Annotated in this window: 13 protein-coding genes; all 13 read right to left on the reverse strand. The window is 42.6% G+C overall.

Annotated features, from left to right (window positions below; genetic code table 11):
- Nucleotides 1-116: 116 nt before the first annotated feature.
- The 13 genes from rny to K8O68_RS19365 all read right to left on the reverse strand — a co-directional run bounded on the left by rny (nt 117) and on the right by K8O68_RS19365 (nt 15,964).
- Nucleotides 117-1,679 carry a ribonuclease Y gene (gene rny, locus K8O68_RS19305; RefSeq protein WP_230898401.1) on the reverse strand — a complete coding sequence of 521 codons (1,563 nt, stop codon included), beginning with the start codon at nt 1,677-1,679 and terminating at the stop codon, nt 117-119.
- Between the two features lie 276 nt (nt 1,680-1,955).
- Nucleotides 1,956-3,011 (reverse strand): recombinase RecA, encoded by a 1,056-nt coding sequence (gene recA, locus K8O68_RS19310; RefSeq protein WP_230898402.1) that lies wholly within the window; start codon nt 3,009-3,011, stop codon nt 1,956-1,958.
- 205 nt (nt 3,012-3,216) lie between these two features.
- Entirely contained in the window at nt 3,217-4,800 is a 1,584-nt protein-coding gene (locus K8O68_RS19315) for a DEAD/DEAH box helicase (protein ID WP_230898403.1), read from the reverse strand.
- A 1-nt stretch (nt 4,801) separates the two neighbouring features.
- On the reverse strand, nt 4,802-6,052 hold the full coding sequence (locus K8O68_RS19320) for a competence/damage-inducible protein A (RefSeq protein ID WP_230898404.1): 1,251 nt from the start codon (nt 6,050-6,052) through the stop codon (nt 4,802-4,804).
- A gap of 23 nt (nt 6,053-6,075) precedes the next feature.
- Nucleotides 6,076-6,654 (reverse strand): CDP-diacylglycerol--glycerol-3-phosphate 3-phosphatidyltransferase, encoded by a 579-nt coding sequence (gene pgsA, locus K8O68_RS19325; protein ID WP_230898405.1) that lies wholly within the window; start codon nt 6,652-6,654, stop codon nt 6,076-6,078.
- A gap of 181 nt (nt 6,655-6,835) precedes the next feature.
- Nucleotides 6,836-7,741, reverse strand: a complete 906-nt coding sequence (locus K8O68_RS19330; RefSeq protein WP_230898406.1) for a helix-turn-helix domain-containing protein — start codon at nt 7,739-7,741, stop codon at nt 6,836-6,838.
- 16 nt (nt 7,742-7,757) lie between these two features.
- Nucleotides 7,758-8,531, reverse strand: a complete 774-nt coding sequence (locus K8O68_RS19335) for a DUF3388 domain-containing protein (protein WP_230898407.1) — start codon at nt 8,529-8,531, stop codon at nt 7,758-7,760.
- A 267-nt stretch (nt 8,532-8,798) separates the two neighbouring features.
- Nucleotides 8,799-9,047, reverse strand: coding sequence for a DUF3243 domain-containing protein (locus K8O68_RS19340; protein WP_093047533.1), 249 nt, complete (start codon nt 9,045-9,047; stop codon nt 8,799-8,801).
- 71 nt (nt 9,048-9,118) lie between these two features.
- On the reverse strand, nt 9,119-9,856 hold the full coding sequence (gene ymfI, locus K8O68_RS19345) for an elongation factor P 5-aminopentanone reductase (RefSeq protein ID WP_370640550.1): 738 nt from the start codon (nt 9,854-9,856) through the stop codon (nt 9,119-9,121).
- A complete protein-coding gene (gene yfmH, locus K8O68_RS19350; protein WP_230898408.1) occupies nt 9,849-11,153 on the reverse strand; it encodes an EF-P 5-aminopentanol modification-associated protein YfmH in 1,305 nt (434 codons plus the stop codon). Before yfmH ends, ymfI begins: the two co-directional genes overlap by 8 nt.
- The gene (gene yfmF / locus K8O68_RS19355; RefSeq protein WP_230898409.1) at nt 11,146-12,435 is read right to left on the reverse strand and encodes an EF-P 5-aminopentanol modification-associated protein YfmF; all 1,290 of its coding nucleotides are present in this window, start codon (nt 12,433-12,435) and stop codon (nt 11,146-11,148) included. The genes yfmH and yfmF overlap by 8 nt, the downstream gene beginning before the upstream one ends.
- A 306-nt stretch (nt 12,436-12,741) precedes the next feature.
- Nucleotides 12,742-13,464, reverse strand: a complete 723-nt coding sequence (locus K8O68_RS19360; RefSeq protein ID WP_230898410.1) for a GntR family transcriptional regulator — start codon at nt 13,462-13,464, stop codon at nt 12,742-12,744.
- A 118-nt stretch (nt 13,465-13,582) separates the two neighbouring features.
- The gene (locus K8O68_RS19365; protein ID WP_230898411.1) at nt 13,583-15,964 is read right to left on the reverse strand and encodes a DNA translocase FtsK; all 2,382 of its coding nucleotides are present in this window, start codon (nt 15,962-15,964) and stop codon (nt 13,583-13,585) included.
- Nucleotides 15,965-16,001 lie beyond the last annotated feature (37 nt).

The raw sequence follows: 16,001 nt of genomic DNA on the forward strand, positions 1-16,001 counted from the left end.
CCTTCAATAGTGTTAATGCTGTAAGGTCTCAATTAAAAAGGCTCCCCTATCAGTATTTTGGTAACTGATAACGTTTAAACGTCATTAAAGAAAAATAAAGTGGTATAGTTACCACTTTATTTCGCATACTCGACTGCCCTTGTTTCACGAATGACTGTCACTTTAATGTGACCCGGGTAGTCAAGTTCATCTTCAATTTTTTTAGTAATATCCCTTGCAAGCCTGTAAGAATCTTCGTCTGTAATAAAATCAGGTTTAACCATGATACGAACTTCCCGTCCGGCCTGTATCGCGTATGTTTTCTCAACGCCTTCAAAGGATTCAGAGATTTCTTCAAGTTTCTCCAGACGTTTAATATATGTTTCCAATGTTTCCCGTCTGGCTCCTGGTCTGGCAGCAGATAAAGCGTCAGCTGCAGCCACCAAGGTAGCAATCACTGATGTTGCTTCTGTATCCCCATGATGTGATGCAATACTGTTTATGACAACTGGATGTTCTTTATACTTGGTTCCTAGTTCGACACCTATTTCCACGTGACTGCCTTCCACTTCATGGTCAATCGCTTTACCGATATCGTGAAGAAGACCGGCGCGGCGGGCAAGCTGAACATCTTCCCCTAATTCAGCAGCCATGATTCCGCTTAAGTGAGCCACTTCCATAGAATGTTTAAGCACATTCTGGCCGTAACTTGTACGGAATTTTAAACGTCCTAAAATTTTGATTAAATCAGGATGCAAATTGTGAATTCCCATTTCAAATGTCGTTTGTTCCCCGTATTCACGTATCAGTTCATCAACTTCTCTTCTCGACTTATCCACCGTTTCTTCAATACGTGCCGGGTGAATTCTCCCGTCCTGGACAAGTTTTTCAAGAGTTGTTTTAGCAATTTCCCTTCGAATAGGGTCAAACCCTGAAAGAATAACCGCTTCAGGCGTATCATCAATAATGAGATCAATACCGGTCAGCGTCTCCAACGCACGGATGTTCCGGCCTTCTCTCCCAATAATACGGCCTTTCATTTCATCATTAGGCAAGTTTACTACTGAAACAGTGGTTTCAGCTATGTGATCCGCTGCACACCTTTGGATAGACAATGAAAGAATTTCTTTTGCTTTCTTATCGGCTTCTTCTTTCGCTTTTGTGATAGCATCCTTTACGAGAACAGCCTTTTCATGGGTTAATTCATTTTCAACAGTCTTCATAATAATATCTTTCGCTTCATCTCTGGAAAACCCGGAAATTCTCTCTAACTCTTGCTGCTGCTGGTTCATTAATTCCTCGACTTTGCTATTCATCTCGTCGATTTCATGCTGACGTTTTGACAATTGCTCTTCACGCTTTTCAAGAGTCTCTTCCTTTTTGTCCAACGTTTCACTTTTTCGATCTAATATTTCTTCTTTTTGAACCAACCGGTTCTCCTGTTTCTGAATATCGTTTCGACGATCACGGACTTCTTTCTCAGCATCCATGCGCAATTTATGAGCTTCATCTTTTGCTTCAAGGATAGCTTCTTTCTTACTTGCTTCCGCTTCTCGCTTAGCATCTTCAACAGTTTGACGGGCAAGCGTCTCTGCACTTGAGATTTTCGCTTCAGCGATAGATTTTCGAACGAAGTATCCAATCAGGATACCGATTGCTACAGTGAATAGCAAAATGAGGATTTGTAAGATCAGATCCAAGACTGATTCACCTCCTCATGCTATTTCTTTGGTAAAACTGGTTTCAGTGTTCATAATTCTTAAGTAAATAAAGCATATTATACATCCAGCACGACGTAAAAATATACAGTCGTTTAATGCAGTATTCTCACTAATTGTATGACTCATCATTAATAATGTCAAGCATTGGCAAGGGAGTCTCCCCCCTTTTTTCACAAGCATTTAGGCCTGTATGCCAGAAAAAAATGCTTCCAGAAAGTAAAAAACCCAAAAGGATTCCTTTTGGGTTTTGGGACATTATTTTAAGTCGAGGGAAAGATTGTCGTCATCTTCCTCGGGAGCATCAGGCGCCGGAACATCCTGAGGTGTTACCAGGCCGTGGTATTCCCGGATACGAAGTTCAATCTCATTCATAACCTCTTCGTTTTCTTTAAGGTATTGCTTCGCATTTTCTCTTCCCTGACCCATACGTTCGCTATTGTATGAGTACCAGGCACCACTTTTCTGTACGACATCCAGGTCAGAACCAATATCAAGAATCGACCCTTCTTTAGAAATACCTTCACCGTACATAATATCCACTTCAGCTGTTCTGAACGGAGGAGCTACTTTGTTTTTCACTACTTTAAGTTTAGTTTTATTTCCGATCATATCGTTTCCTTGTTTCAATGTTTCAGCACGACGCACTTCAAGTCTTACTGAAGAGTAGAACTTAAGCGCACGGCCGCCCGGGGTAGTTTCAGGGTTACCGAACATCACCCCTACTTTTTCACGAATCTGGTTAATGAACACAGCTATAGTCTTAGATTTGCTCACAGCACCTGACAACTTACGCAGCGCCTGGGACATAAGACGAGCCTGAAGGCCGACGTGGCTGTCTCCCATTTCCCCTTCAATTTCCGCTTTAGGAACAAGAGCAGCTACTGAGTCAACGATTACTATATCGACTGCCCCGCTTCGTACAAGAGCTTCGGCAATTTCAAGCGCCTGCTCTCCTGTATCCGGCTGCGATAAAAGAAGTTCATCAATATTTACACCAAGTTTCTGTGCATACACCGGGTCAAGCGCGTGTTCTGCATCAATAAACGCTGCTTGTCCGCCATTGCGCTGGACTTCCGCAATAGCATGGAGTGCTACCGTTGTTTTACCTGAAGATTCAGGACCGTATATTTCAATGACCCGACCGCGTGGATAGCCACCCACTCCAAGTGCAATATCTAAAGCAAGCGCACCGCTTGAAACAGTAGAGACACGCTGCTCAGCCTGTTCACCCAACTTCATAATAGAACCTTTTCCAAATTGCTTCTCAATTTGTTTTAGAGCCATATCCAATGCTTGTTTCCGATCTGACATATTCCGCTCTCTCCTTTATATATATAATCAATCATTACAGTAAGCCAAAACTGTAATCTCTCTGTTTCTGTAATGACATTGCAAACATTCGTTCGCTTTTTATTATAAACGGAAAAATCCGCCTTGTCAAAAGAAATGTAGAAGGCGGATTTAAACACCGGCATGATAAGCATGTCCCACCTTTTCTATAAGAAAAGGGAATGGTTTATTTTCTTTTTGGACGAGGTTTCGCAGGCTCAAGGTTAATTCTCGCACCGCTCACTCTCGCGTATTTTAACCCTTCATATACGAACGGAGCCACTTCTTCAGGCACTTCCATAAACGTAAAGTTCTCAAAAATATCAATCTTCCCGATAGACTTTGGATTGACACCGATCAGTCTGGATACTTCATCGACTAGTTTCTTAGGTGTGAGGTCGACGTTCCGGCCCACATTAATGAAGAAACGTGTCATGCCTTTCTGAGCGCCTGTTTCTCCAAAGTCGTAGCCGTCATCATTTAAATCGTCTCTCGTATAGAAGGCAAGTTTCATTAAGGAGGTGACGACTTTCTCAGGAGAGTACTGATCAAGAAGGTCAGCTACAAGGGAATCATATAAACTTCCTTCTTCGTCATCATTTTCGATGAGATCAATTATCTGCCCTTTCCACACGTGCTGCTGTTTCTCAACTACTTCCTCGACGGAAGGCAGACTTTGAGCTGGGATTGTCATTTTAATCTCTGCCTCAATTGAACGCAGATGTTTCATTTCTCTCGGCGTTACCAGGGTTAAAGCAATACCGTCCCTGCCAGCACGGCCGGTCCGGCCAATTCTGTGGACGTAGCTTTCCGGGTCCTGAGGGATGTCATAGTTGATTACATGGCTGACATTTTGAACGTCAATACCCCTTGCAGCCACATCAGTAGCAATTAAAAATTCAACCGATGAATCACGGAATTTCTTCATTACCAAATCTCTCTGGGACTGAGTCAGGTCTCCATGGAGTCCATCAGCCATGTACCCGCGTGCCTGGAGTGCTTCTGTAAGTTCTGCCACTCCTTTTTTGGTCCGGCAAAAAATAATTCCGAGTTCAATCGTTTCACTGTCAATGACCCGGCATAAAGAATCAAGTTTGTTCTTTTCGAGTACTTTATAGTAAACCTGGTTGATAGAAGGGGCTGTGACTTCCCCTTTGCTGATCGTCACCTGTTTAGGCTGCTTCATATACTTATTTGACAGCTTCCGTATTGGAGGCGGCATGGTTGCAGAGAACAGTAAAGTCTGTCGCTCACGGTTGACCTGATGAAGAATCTTTTCTATGTCTTCAATAAAGCCCATATCGAGCATTTCATCTGCTTCATCCAGAATAAGTGTATGGACGTTTTGAAGCTTAAGAGTGCGGCGGTTCAAATGGTCAAGAATTCTTCCAGGCGTTCCGACTACAATATCGACCCCGCGCTTAAGTGACTTAATTTGCTGTCCTATGGATTGTCCGCCGTAAACAGGCAATGTTTTCACATTTTTAAACCTCGAAAGTTTTTGCAGTTCTCCGGCTACTTGAATAGCCAGCTCTCTCGTCGGAGTTAAGATAAGCGATTGAACATGTGAATCTTCTGTGATGTGCTCCAGCAAAGGAATACCGAAAGCGGCTGTTTTTCCTGTTCCTGTCTGTGCCTGCCCGATCACATCATGCCTTTGTAAAATTTCAGGAATGACTTTTTCCTGAATGGGAGAGGGCGCTTCAAACCCCATTTCTGTAATCGCCCGTTTTAATTGATCAGATATTTGAAAATCTTCAAATTTCATCATTCTATTCATCCACCTTTTCCTTGCTTAAATTGCGTAATAAATAGTACATTCCATATTTGACTGCTCGCTCACGAATATTTTCACGGCTTCCTGCCAATTGAATTTTATATGCTCTACTCCATTTCCCCGTCGCCAGACCGATAAACACCGTTCCCGGTTCATGGCCCTCCAGAGGGTCAGGTCCTGCAACGCCGGTAAAGCTTATACCTAATTCACTGTTCAATTTATTTCGTACATTCCCGGCAAGCTGCTCAGCACAAATCGCACTCACAGCCCCGTGCTGTTCGAGAACTTCACTTGACAGCCCAAGTTCTGCTTCCTTTACTGCATTACTATAACATATAATGGCTCCCCTAAAAACAGCGGATGAGCCAGGAAGGTCTGTGAGCGCAGAGGAAAACTGGCCGCCGGTCAGACTCTCAGCTGCTGCCACCGTTAACTTCCGTTTTCTAAGTTGATCGAGCAGAAGCCGGGCCAGATTACTTTCACCTTCCCCGTAATAAAAATCCTCTGTCCGTTCCAGAATCCTGGCTTTTAATTCCTCAAGCTTGTTTTCATTTTCACTAATATCCGACCCTTTAACTGTTAAACGGAGAGTCACTTCCCCTCCGGAAGCCAGGGGAGCGATTGTAGGATTAGTCTGCTTTTCGATCAAATCATCCACTTTTTCTGCCAGCTGGGATTCCCCAATATCGAAAAAGCGGAGTACTTTAGACTGGATTTGCTCTTTAATTTTAATTTCATTAAGTAAATATGGCTGGGTATAATTTTCAAACATAGGAATGAGTTCGTTTGGGGGGCCCGGAAGTAAAATAATTTTTCTTTTATTCTTCTCAAGAACCATGCCGCAAGCTAATCCATGGTCATTCGGCAATATAGTGGAGTCTTTAAGGACGAGTGCCTGTTTTCGGTTGTTTGCCGTCATTACCCGCTGCCTTCTGGCAAAAAATGCTTGAATGCGTTCTTCTGTTTCAGCATCATAAACAAGCCCAGTACCAGTGACCTTAGCAATCACTTCTTTTGTAAGGTCATCTTTTGTCGGTCCAAGCCCTCCTGTAAAAATTAATAAATCAGACCGTTTAATCCCTGCTTCCACGACATTAAACAAGCGGTCAGGGTTATCGCCTACAACGATATGGTGGTACACGTTAATCCCCATTTTAGACAGCTCTTTAGATAAATATGTCGCATTGGAGTTCTGGATCTGGCCCAGCAGCAGCTCAGACCCAACAGCAATAATTTCAGCATTCATGTTTTTTCACCCTTCCAGAACAGTTACATTGATTTGTTCAGGACGTGTTTATTTTTTATGAAATAATCTACCCCGGAAAAAATCGTTAAAATAACTGCCACATAAATCATAATAGTTGCAAAAGGAATTGAAAGAAGCTCGAAAAAGATATTGTGCAGCAAAATGGCTGAAGCAGCTACTATTTGGCTGACAGTTTTCCATTTACCCCAGATGCTTGCTGCAATCACTTCTCCATCTCCGGATGCCACAAGCCGCAGCCCTGTCACGGCAAATTCCCTGCTTAAAATGACCACAGCTGCCCAGGCAGGAAACATATCAAGCCCTGTAAGAGAAACGAAAGCCGCTGTAATTAACAGTTTATCCGCTAATGGATCCAGAAATTTCCCCATATTGGTAACAAGTTTATGTTTTCTTGCATAGTAGCCGTCAAGCCAGTCTGTCGCAGCAGCAACAATAAAGATAACAGCTGCTGCCAAATGGTGGACAGGTATATCAGCACCCAGGATGCTCCACTGTCCCCAGTTAAAAGGGATTAAAAGAAAAATCATAAATAATGGGATTAAAATTATACGGGAGATGGTGATTTGGTTTGGAATATTCACGATGATCCTCCTGTCTTATTCAGGTTTTCATTCCATATGTAAGAAACCTACTCAATTTTATCAAAAAGAAACGCACATTGCTAATACTAGCAGCAACAATCTTAATTTAATAACACTTATCAATGAAGACAACCATTAAAGAACGGCAGCCCTGTAAATTCAGAGCTGCCGGTTTGCGGCCTTATGATTCTTCATGCTGGATAATGACATACTGGCGGTGGTCATTACTTTCATACTCTAATAACTCTCCGTTCACGTAAATCTCTGCCGTCCGCGAGTTTCCCATATTAAACGTAATTTCGGATTCACCCGTCACATCTACTGAAAACTCATCCCCATCTGTATGGGACTGCTGATGCAGTTCTTCTCCATCAGAATCAGTAATCATAAGCCAGCTGTCACCTGAAAATTCCATGGAGATTTCAAAATCATCCGTCCCGCTCAGGGAATACGTATATGTATTACCTGAGCTTTCCTGGAAAGTCAGCGATTGTTCGTCTTCTTCATTTGCTTCTTGCTCATTTGCCTCTTCTTCATTGCCTTCGTTAGGCTCATCGTTATTATCCTCACCGTCAGTGTTATCCAGGTCAGCTTCATTATTGCCGTTGTTTTCATTATTCACATCATTATCTGTAATTTCTATTTGCGGGGAGCCTTGCTGGTCTTCTCTCGGAACGCCGGCTGAATTGTCAGTATCCCCCTGTCTGAATAGCCAGATTGCCAAACCAATTGCAATAATAAACAACACAGCAACAAGAGTTGGAAGGAGCGAACCGGCCTTTGATTTATTAGCCACCGCTTTTGTTTTGGACCGGTTCACCCGGGGCGGAAGTTCTACAGGCTCTCTTTTCGGTTGCGGAAGTTCATCTCTGTGTTCTTCGAAGATCATGTCAGGATTAAGCCCTACAGCTTCAGAATAGCTTTTTACGAACGCCCGGCCGTAAAATTCCCCCGGCAGTCTGGAAAAATCCCCTTCTTCAATTGCTGTTAAGTAACGTTTCTGTATTTTAGTCAATTTCTGCAGTTCGTCAAGGGAATAACCCTTTTCTTCTCTTGCTGTTTTTAATCTAGTTCCCAATTCAGACAATCTTAACACCTACCAACTAACTGATATCAAATGATGAGAAGCCGGATTCTACAGCGTCATATGTAATTTCTTCACCCTCATCACTTCGGAGTTCTATAATATAATCAAAGTCATCCAATGTATATTCTGTTTCTCTTACAAAAATGTCAGGGTGTTCCACTACTTTTGTAGCCGGAAGCCTCATCATCTCTGATACAAGCATTTGATGACGCTCAGATGCTCTCATCGTCGATACAATTCCGTCAATAATGTAAATGTGGTCTTCAGACATTTCATCGTCTGCCAGCTGACTCCTGATGGTCTGCCGGAGCAGAGTAGAAGATAAAAAGGACCAGCGCTTGTTTGCACATACACTTGCCGCAACGACAGATTCTGTTTTGCCGACACGGGGCATGCCCCTGATGCCTACAAGCCTGTGGCCGTCTTTCATAAATAATTCAGCCATAAAATCAACTAATACACCTAACTCGTCACGGACAAACCGGAAGGTCTTCTTCTCGTCCTCGTCCCTTTCGATGTATCTTCCGTGCCTGATCGCCAGCCGGTCCCGTAATTTTGGTTCTCTGATTTTCCTGAGAGTGATTACATCCATCGTTTCCATTATATAACGGAGACGCATAATCGCTTCATCACTTGCACTTTTAATTAACATTCCGCGGCGCCTGTGCTCAACACCGTTTATAGTAACAATATTTATTCTCAGCATTCCCAGCAGGGATGCAATTTCTCCTAATAGGCCAGGTCTGTTTTCATGGATTTGGTATTCCATGTACCATTCTTTCTGCTCCATTGGACAACTCCTCCCTCTCGGTTCGAATCCGTTTGCCCACTTATATGTTTCTGTTAACATCATAATTGATTTTTTTGTTCATTAAAAGACATTTGTTACAAAATAGAAGAAAACCCTACGTTTTTTGATGTTTTCAGTTCTTTCTGATCATAAAGCCAGTCAATATGTATAAAAAACTGTATCACATTGGATACAGTCGGTCTTCCTGGCTCTTCGTTTTCAGCGCCAAGATAAAAAGCATCGTCTGAGCGACGATACTTTTTTAAATTATTTGCTTTGGACTAGTTTAACCATCATGTTTGCAATGGCGTGCTGTTCTTCTTCTGAAGCGACATGCCATAAGTCAGCCAGCACTTGCTCCTGTTCGTTTTTCGGTTTAACTTCATCTGCTAAATATTCGCCTACCTGATAAGCCACTTCAGAGATCGTTTGCTGATCCATTCCGTCTGATTGACCTTGCTCTAATCTTTGACTCAAAAACTCTTTCCACTGCTGCCAATTGTCCAGTACTGACATTTGTCATTCCTCCTTGTAATAACTTTCATCACTAGCATTTCACAAGCAAGGAATATTATTCACCGGTTTTTTCAGCAATGCCACGCACCGTTCACGGAAAGAATTTGCCCGTTAATATAAGACGCTTCATCTGAAGCCAGAAAAGCAGCAGCACTGGCCACTTCCTCCGGCAGCCCTAACCGTCCTGCCGGAATTTCCTGTTTCAGTCCATGCAGATCCTCTTCTGTATAACAGGCCAGCATCCCGGTTTCTATAGCGCCCGGCGCCACCCCGTTAACCTGTATTCCACTTGGGGCCACTTCCTTTGCAAGAGCTTTTACAAAAGAATTCTGGCCGCCCTTTATCATGGAATAAGTCACTTCACAGGCAGCTCCTGTCAGCCCCCATATAGAAGTAATCATTATTATTTTACCTTTCTTTTTTGAAATCATTGAAGGCAAAACTAATTTTGTCAGTAAAGAAGGCGCTGTAAGACCGGCAGAGATCCGGGATGTCAAATTATCCATCGTTTCGTCCTGGAACAGCCGTGTATCAGCGGTGCCTGAATTATGGATAAGGACGTCCGGTGACGAGTTAAGACTTAAAAGCTTAGCTTCTGTTTCCGGAAGATCAGTAAAATCAGCCTGAAAGAGGACAGCCTGAAGACCGTATTTTTCTTCAATTTCACTCTTCAGACGATCTGCAGCCTGTTTATTCCGGCAGTAATGCAAAATGACATTATATCCGGCAGAAGCCATTTTCAGACTGATGGCTCTGCCGATTCCACCGCTTGCTCCCGTAATAAAAGCTTCAGGAGCCGGTTTATTCACTAGTCCGCTCTCCTTCGGGGATAATAAGGCACTGGGATAACTGAGAGTCGACGGCAAAATGGTTTTCCATTGTCTCAGTCAGTTCTTCAGCAGTCAGCGACTCCAGCACCGGGATGACCTCAAATAAATCCATGTCATTAAACAGGTAACGGGTAAACTGGTTGGCAATAAATTCAGGAGAATTCATAGCTTTCAGGAAGTAGCCAATTTTCTTTTTGCGAATTCGGTCAACCGCTTTCTGATCCAGCTCTTGGTTAGTAAACTTAATAATCATTTCCCGGACTCTTTCAGCTAAAGCTTCAGGATTGCTTGAATCTCCGCCTATTACGGAAAAACCAAAGCCGTATTCAGCCGTATAGTCAAAACTGAACGAATCATCAATTAACCCCTCTTCGTAAAGAGTCTGGTAATTTTCTGAACTTTGGCCAAACATCATTTCAAGCACCAGCTGCAGAGACAATTCATGACGAAGAAGGTCTTCTCCTTGTTTATCAGGCTCCTTCTCTTTTATGCCGACGAGACATTTGCCTGTATTAACCGCCATAGGGATAACTTTTTTCTTTTCAGCAACCTCTGCAGGCTCTTCAGGGGTGATCCTGTTAATGTCTTCAGGCGCTGCGAATTTTTTACTCTCCTGATTCTGGCGGACCTGTTTAATTAATTTTTCAGGTTCTACATTTCCGACTATAAATAAGACCATATTACTTGGATGGTAAAATGTATGGTAACACGTATATAAAAGGTCTTTAGTCGTCTTGTTTATTGATTCCACTGTGCCTGCAATATCAATTGCCACCGGATGTTTTTTAAACATGCTTTTTAACAGGCCGAAGAAATTCTGCCAGTCAGGATTATCTTCGTACATCTTTATTTCCTGCTCAATAATACCTTTCTCTTTATCCACTGAATCTTTAGTAAAATACGGTTTTTGTACAAAGTCTACGAGTGTTTCAAGGTTTTTTTCAATCTCCGACGTACTTGAGAATAAATAAGCCGTCCTTGTGAAGCTCGTAAAAGCGTTAGCAGAAGCGCCTTGTTTACTGAATTGCTGAAATACATCGCCTTCTTCATCTTCAAACAGTTTATGCTCTAAAAAATGAGCGATCCCGTCAGGCACTCTTACCGGCTCCTGTTCTCCGATAGGAGTAAAGTAATTATCAATAGACCCGTATTTCGTTGTAAACGTAGCGAAAGTTTTATTAAAGCCCTTCTTCGGAAGCACGTATACTTGAAGACCGTTAGACAGCGTCTCCAAATACAAAGTTTCCTGAATTTGCTCAAACGTCGTTTTATTCATTTGAGAGAGCCTCCCTTCCTTTAAGGAAATAAATCGTATCCAGTTGAATTTTACCGGCGACTTTCACAATATCTTCTTTTGTCACCTTATCAATTCTGTCTATCCATTCTTCAAGCGGGATCTTGTTAGAGGATACTTGGTTATGATACTCGAGCTCAATTCTTCCTCTCGGAACATCCATCGTTTCCAGAATCTGATTTTTATAAACTGCTTTCGTCTGCTGTAAATCATCTTCAGTAAACTTGCCTTCTTTCATCTCTTCCATCTGTTTAAAAATAATGTCGGTCGCCTTCTCATAGTTGGCTGACTGGATTCCTGACATGACAATTAAAAGACCTTTAAAGCTCTCAACTCTCGATGCAGCGTAATAGGCAAGGCTCGCCTTCTCTCTCACATTTATAAACAGTTTAGAATGTGAAAACCCTCCAAACAGCCCGTTAAAAAGCTGCAGGGCAAAATAATCGTCATCTCCATATACGACTTGGGTGCGGTATCCGATATGAAGTTTCCCTTGCTGGACGGATTGCTCGTCGACTACTTCGTTAGCTTTTTCCTTAAGAGCTGGCGTGGAACCGGCAGGAGCCGGCCCTGAATGATCTTTCGTCTGGTTCTGAGGAAAATATGTGCTGATTAAATTCTTAACGTGATCAACGTCCACATCGCCCATCACGTAAATATCAAGCTGATCTTCCTGCAGTGCCTGTTTATAGTATTCGTAAAGGTTTTCCTCATTTAAATTGTCCAGATCATCTTCCTGCCCAAAAACATGAATGCCGAAAGGCTCTTCTTTACACATTTCCTCAGTCAGCCTTTTATTGGCAAACCTCATTTTGTCATCGTAAATAGAAGCAATTTTTTGTTTATGCGAACGTTTTTCCTCGGCTACAATTTTCGGGTCAAACTTGTTGTTAGACTGTTTAGGGTTAAGCAAGACAGAAGAGAGCAGTTTAAGGCCTTTTTCCATCAGAGGCGTCTGGTCTTTCAGAAATTTCTCATTCGCTATATCCATGCGGAAAGAAATAATATGCCTCTCCCCTTTTTTAGTCACATCAGTCGTCAGGGAAGCCCCGTACAGCTCATCCAGCGCGCTTCGGATCTGCTGCCGGTTCGCGTAATCTGCCGTGCCATTTTGCAGCACATTCGGAAGCAGAGCCCGTTTTGAAGCTGTCTCTTTAATTAAAGGAGCATTCATCTGAATAATAAATGTATTGGTTTTAAATGTAGCAGTCGGAATGATGTGCACACCCGCCGCTCCCAGTTTAAAATTTTTCGTCTGTTCCATTTTATTCCCTCCTCTTATTATTCATAATATACCTAAAATAACGTTGATTATGTTATGCCATTTCCCTGTAAATTTTACTTAACTGGAGAACGTATAGCAAATATTACCTCAGGAATATAAAACTTAAAGCTGCAATAGAAGCGAAAGAGTTACGTTTTATAAAATCGATAGGCAGAATAATGAGTTAAGTATGGCGGGAGCAAGCAGCCACCCGTGCAAGGAGCACATTAAGAAGCAAGTTAAATCAGCGGTTACAATTAACTTCCATGAAGAAAAAAATCTTCAAGAGAGGGGGCTCTTGAAGATTTAATACACTCTTTTTCTCAATACGTGGAATTTAAACTTATCCGCTCTGAAATAATTAATTGAATAAAGCACAGGCCGCTCCTGCTCATCGAAATGCATCTGTTTTAAAACCAGGAGTGCGGTTTCCGGTTCACAATCAAGTATTTCAGATACTCTTTCGTGATAGCCGATCGGCTCAATTTGTGTCATAGCATAGGCTATCGATATACCCGATTTTTCAAGCTGGTCAAAAAGTGACTGTTCTTCATGGGACACATAGTCCGGCAAGCAGTTTTTAGGAATTTTATCCAGACAGTAAACAACTGGTTCGCTATCGGCTGTCCTGACACGTTCAATTACAATCATTTCCTGTAATTCCTCGTCCTGAAAACGCTTCTGGTCTTCGTCTGTTGGTTTCTCAATAGATGAAGATAAATAGTTCGTCCCCGGTTCTTTATTCCCCCGCTTTATCATATCTGTGACACTGAACAGTTCTTCTATACCGGAAGAAAAAAGCGGTTTCGTGTTAATAAAGGTCCCTACCCCGTGCCTTCTTATAATTACACTTTCATCTTCAAGCATTCTCAGTGCTTCACGTAATGTCGCTCTGCTTACCCCAAGCTGTTTCGACAGCTGGAATTCAGAAGGCAGTCTTTCTCCTGCTTCGTAGACTCCCTGCTCAATATCTGATTTAATTTTATCAATGACTTGTAAATAAAGCGGCCGCTGATCCGATTTTATCATCTAAACTCCCCCTGCAAAACAAGTTGTCACTATAACTATAGTAAACATACCATGAATTTAGTCGTCAGACTACGTTTTCTTAAACGTTTTCATCAATTTAAATGAAATTGTCCTGTATTTAAGACGATTCGTTCGTCAGCTGATCGTCTTCTTTACCAACTAAAACCTCTCGCGGCTTGCTTCCTTCATAAGGCCCGACCACACCTCTTACTTCCATTTCGTCGATTAATCTGGCTGCCCTGGCATACCCGATACGAAACCTGCGCTGAAGCATAGAGACTGAAGCCGTCTGCATTTCTGTAATTAACTGGACGGCATCGTAATAAAGGTCATCATCTACTTCGCCGCTTACTTTATCCTGCTCGCCTTCCTGAGGCATCATCTCTTCTGCGTACTGAGCCTTTTGCTGCTCCACACAGTGCATGACAATTCTCTCGACTTCTTCGTCAGATAAAAATGCCCCTTGAATTCGTGTCGCCTTTGAGGCTCCTACAGGCATAAACAGCATATCTCCTTTACCTAACAGCTTTTCTGCTCCATTGCCATCTAAAATCGTTCTGGAATCAGTAGAACTGGATACCCCGAAGGCAATCCGTGAAGGTATATTCGCTTTAATTACACCTGTAATGACATCTACTGACGGTCTCTGGGTGGCAATGATCAGATGGATTCCCGCTGCACGGGCCATTTGCGCCAGTCTTGTAATTGCATCTTCCACTTCAGAAGAAGCAACCATCATTAAATCGGCCAATTCGTCTACGATCACGACAATAAACGGTAAAGGTGAGTAGGCTTCTGCTTCGTCTCTCTTTTCGTTTTCTTTTTTAATGTAACTGTTATAGCCTTCTATATTCCGTGTACCTGAAGCCGCAAAAAGTTCGTAGCGGCGTTCCATTTCATTTACTACTTTTTTGAGCGCCTGTGCCGCTTTTTTAGGTTCAGTTACGACAGGCGACAATAAATGAGGAATGCCGTTATACACATTAAGTTCAACCATTTTAGGATCAATCATCATTAACTTTACTTCATGAGGTTTGCTTCTCATAAGCAGACTTATAATGATGCCATTAATACACACACTTTTTCCGCTGCCTGTTGCCCCGGCAACAAGCAAGTGGGGCATTTTATTAAGCTCCGCCACCACTGCCTCACCCGATATATCCCTGCCTAAAGCAATCGCCAGCTGGTTCTGTTTTTCTTTCATAACAGGTGAATCGAGTACTTCTCTTAAAGTCACCAGAGAAACTTCCTGGTTAGGCACTTCAATGCCGATAGCAGACTTTCCGGGAATAGGAGCTTCCATCCGGATATCTTTAGCAGCGAGAGCTAAAGCTAAATCGTCTGTGAGATTCACAATCTTGCTTACTTTTACTCCTGTACTCGGATAAACTTCATATTTAGTGACTGAAGGCCCCAGGTGCACTTTTGTCACTTTAGCGTCAACCCCGAAACTTTCCAGTGTCCTTTCAAGCTTTCTCGCATTTTTGGAAAGCATGGAATGTTCTTTAGACTGACTCGCTTTAGCAGGGTTTTGAAGCAGGTCCATACCGGGCAGTTCATAATCTGCATTCTCAGTTTCGCTTACTACCAGGGAGGTTGTCTGCTGCTCCTCTGCTGGTTTTGTCTCTTTGCTGTCAGGCTTTGCAGAAGGTGTGGCGTAAACCTTTTCCTTATCGTCTTTTTCGCTTTCTACTGGTGCCACATCAATATACTCTGCTTCTTCCTCACTGCTTTTATCGTACGCCGTCTTAGTAAAATCATAAATGATCGGTTCATCTGTCGTCAGCTCCCTCTCCTGGGGAGCACTTTCATTTAATGCTTGCTTATGTTTACGGGCTTCTTTTCTCTTTTCAGACTGGTCTTTTACATTTTTAAACAATGCCTTGACCGAATCCGCTGTTTTGTCTTTAACCGCAGCCGCGAGCGTCACAGGTCCCCGGCTGTTGTTTCTCACAAAATCAATAAATGATCTGCCGGTAATCAGCATCAGGGAAGCTATAATCAACCCAATCGCAAACACTACTGTTCCCCCGGACGAAAACAGAACATGGCTGACAGAGTAGGCGACAGCACCGGTCATTCCCCCGCCAAGGTCCTCTGTTACGGCTGTTCCCTGCAGCTGCTGCCAGTATAAATCCCATGTATTTCTAATGACTGACCGGTCAATAAATTCAACTCTGTCACCCAGTTCCCTGAATAACTGCACATGGCTTAACAGAGTTAAAGAAAAAATAAATAAATAAATGCCTATAAACCTTCTTGTCCACAGCGCTGGAAGCTTCCTTTTCAGCATAATATAAAGGGAAAATATAAAAAGAGCCACCGTAAGAAGGATATGCCAGCTTCCTAAAAAGAACCTGAACAGCTCAACGAGCCCTTCCCCTACTATCCCTAACCGGGCAAAAGTCACAATCGACACTATAAATAAAAATAGCCCTGTTAATTCGTATGTTAATTGCGTCCGCCATTTTTTAGACTTTTTCCTTCGGGCTTTTGCCAATACAACCACCTCTAATCTCATTCTTATTCTCTATGTA

The organism is Salipaludibacillus sp. CUR1, from assembly GCF_021028955.1.
Lineage (GTDB): Bacteria > Bacillota > Bacilli > Bacillales > Salisediminibacteriaceae > Salipaludibacillus.

Excerpts from the sequence above, each read along its gene's own strand:
- recA (WP_230898402.1), bottom strand. The coding sequence starts at position 3,011 with ATGTCAGATCGGAAACAAGCATTGGATATGGCTCTAAAACAAATTGAG.
- K8O68_RS19315 (WP_230898403.1), bottom strand. The coding sequence starts at position 4,800 with ATGATGAAATTTGAAGATTTTCAAATATCTGATCAATTAAAACGGGCG.
- K8O68_RS19320 (WP_230898404.1), bottom strand. The coding sequence starts at position 6,052 with ATGAATGCTGAAATTATTGCTGTTGGGTCTGAGCTGCTGCTGGGCCAG.
- K8O68_RS19335 (WP_230898407.1), bottom strand. The coding sequence starts at position 8,531 with ATGGAGCAGAAAGAATGGTACATGGAATACCAAATCCATGAAAACAGA.
- K8O68_RS19340 (WP_093047533.1), bottom strand. The coding sequence starts at position 9,047 with ATGTCAGTACTGGACAATTGGCAGCAGTGGAAAGAGTTTTTGAGTCAA.
- yfmH (WP_230898408.1), bottom strand. The coding sequence starts at position 11,153 with ATGAATAAAACGACGTTTGAGCAAATTCAGGAAACTTTGTATTTGGAG.
- yfmF (WP_230898409.1), bottom strand. The coding sequence starts at position 12,435 with ATGGAACAGACGAAAAATTTTAAACTGGGAGCGGCGGGTGTGCACATC.
- K8O68_RS19360 (WP_230898410.1), bottom strand. The coding sequence starts at position 13,464 with ATGATAAAATCGGATCAGCGGCCGCTTTATTTACAAGTCATTGATAAA.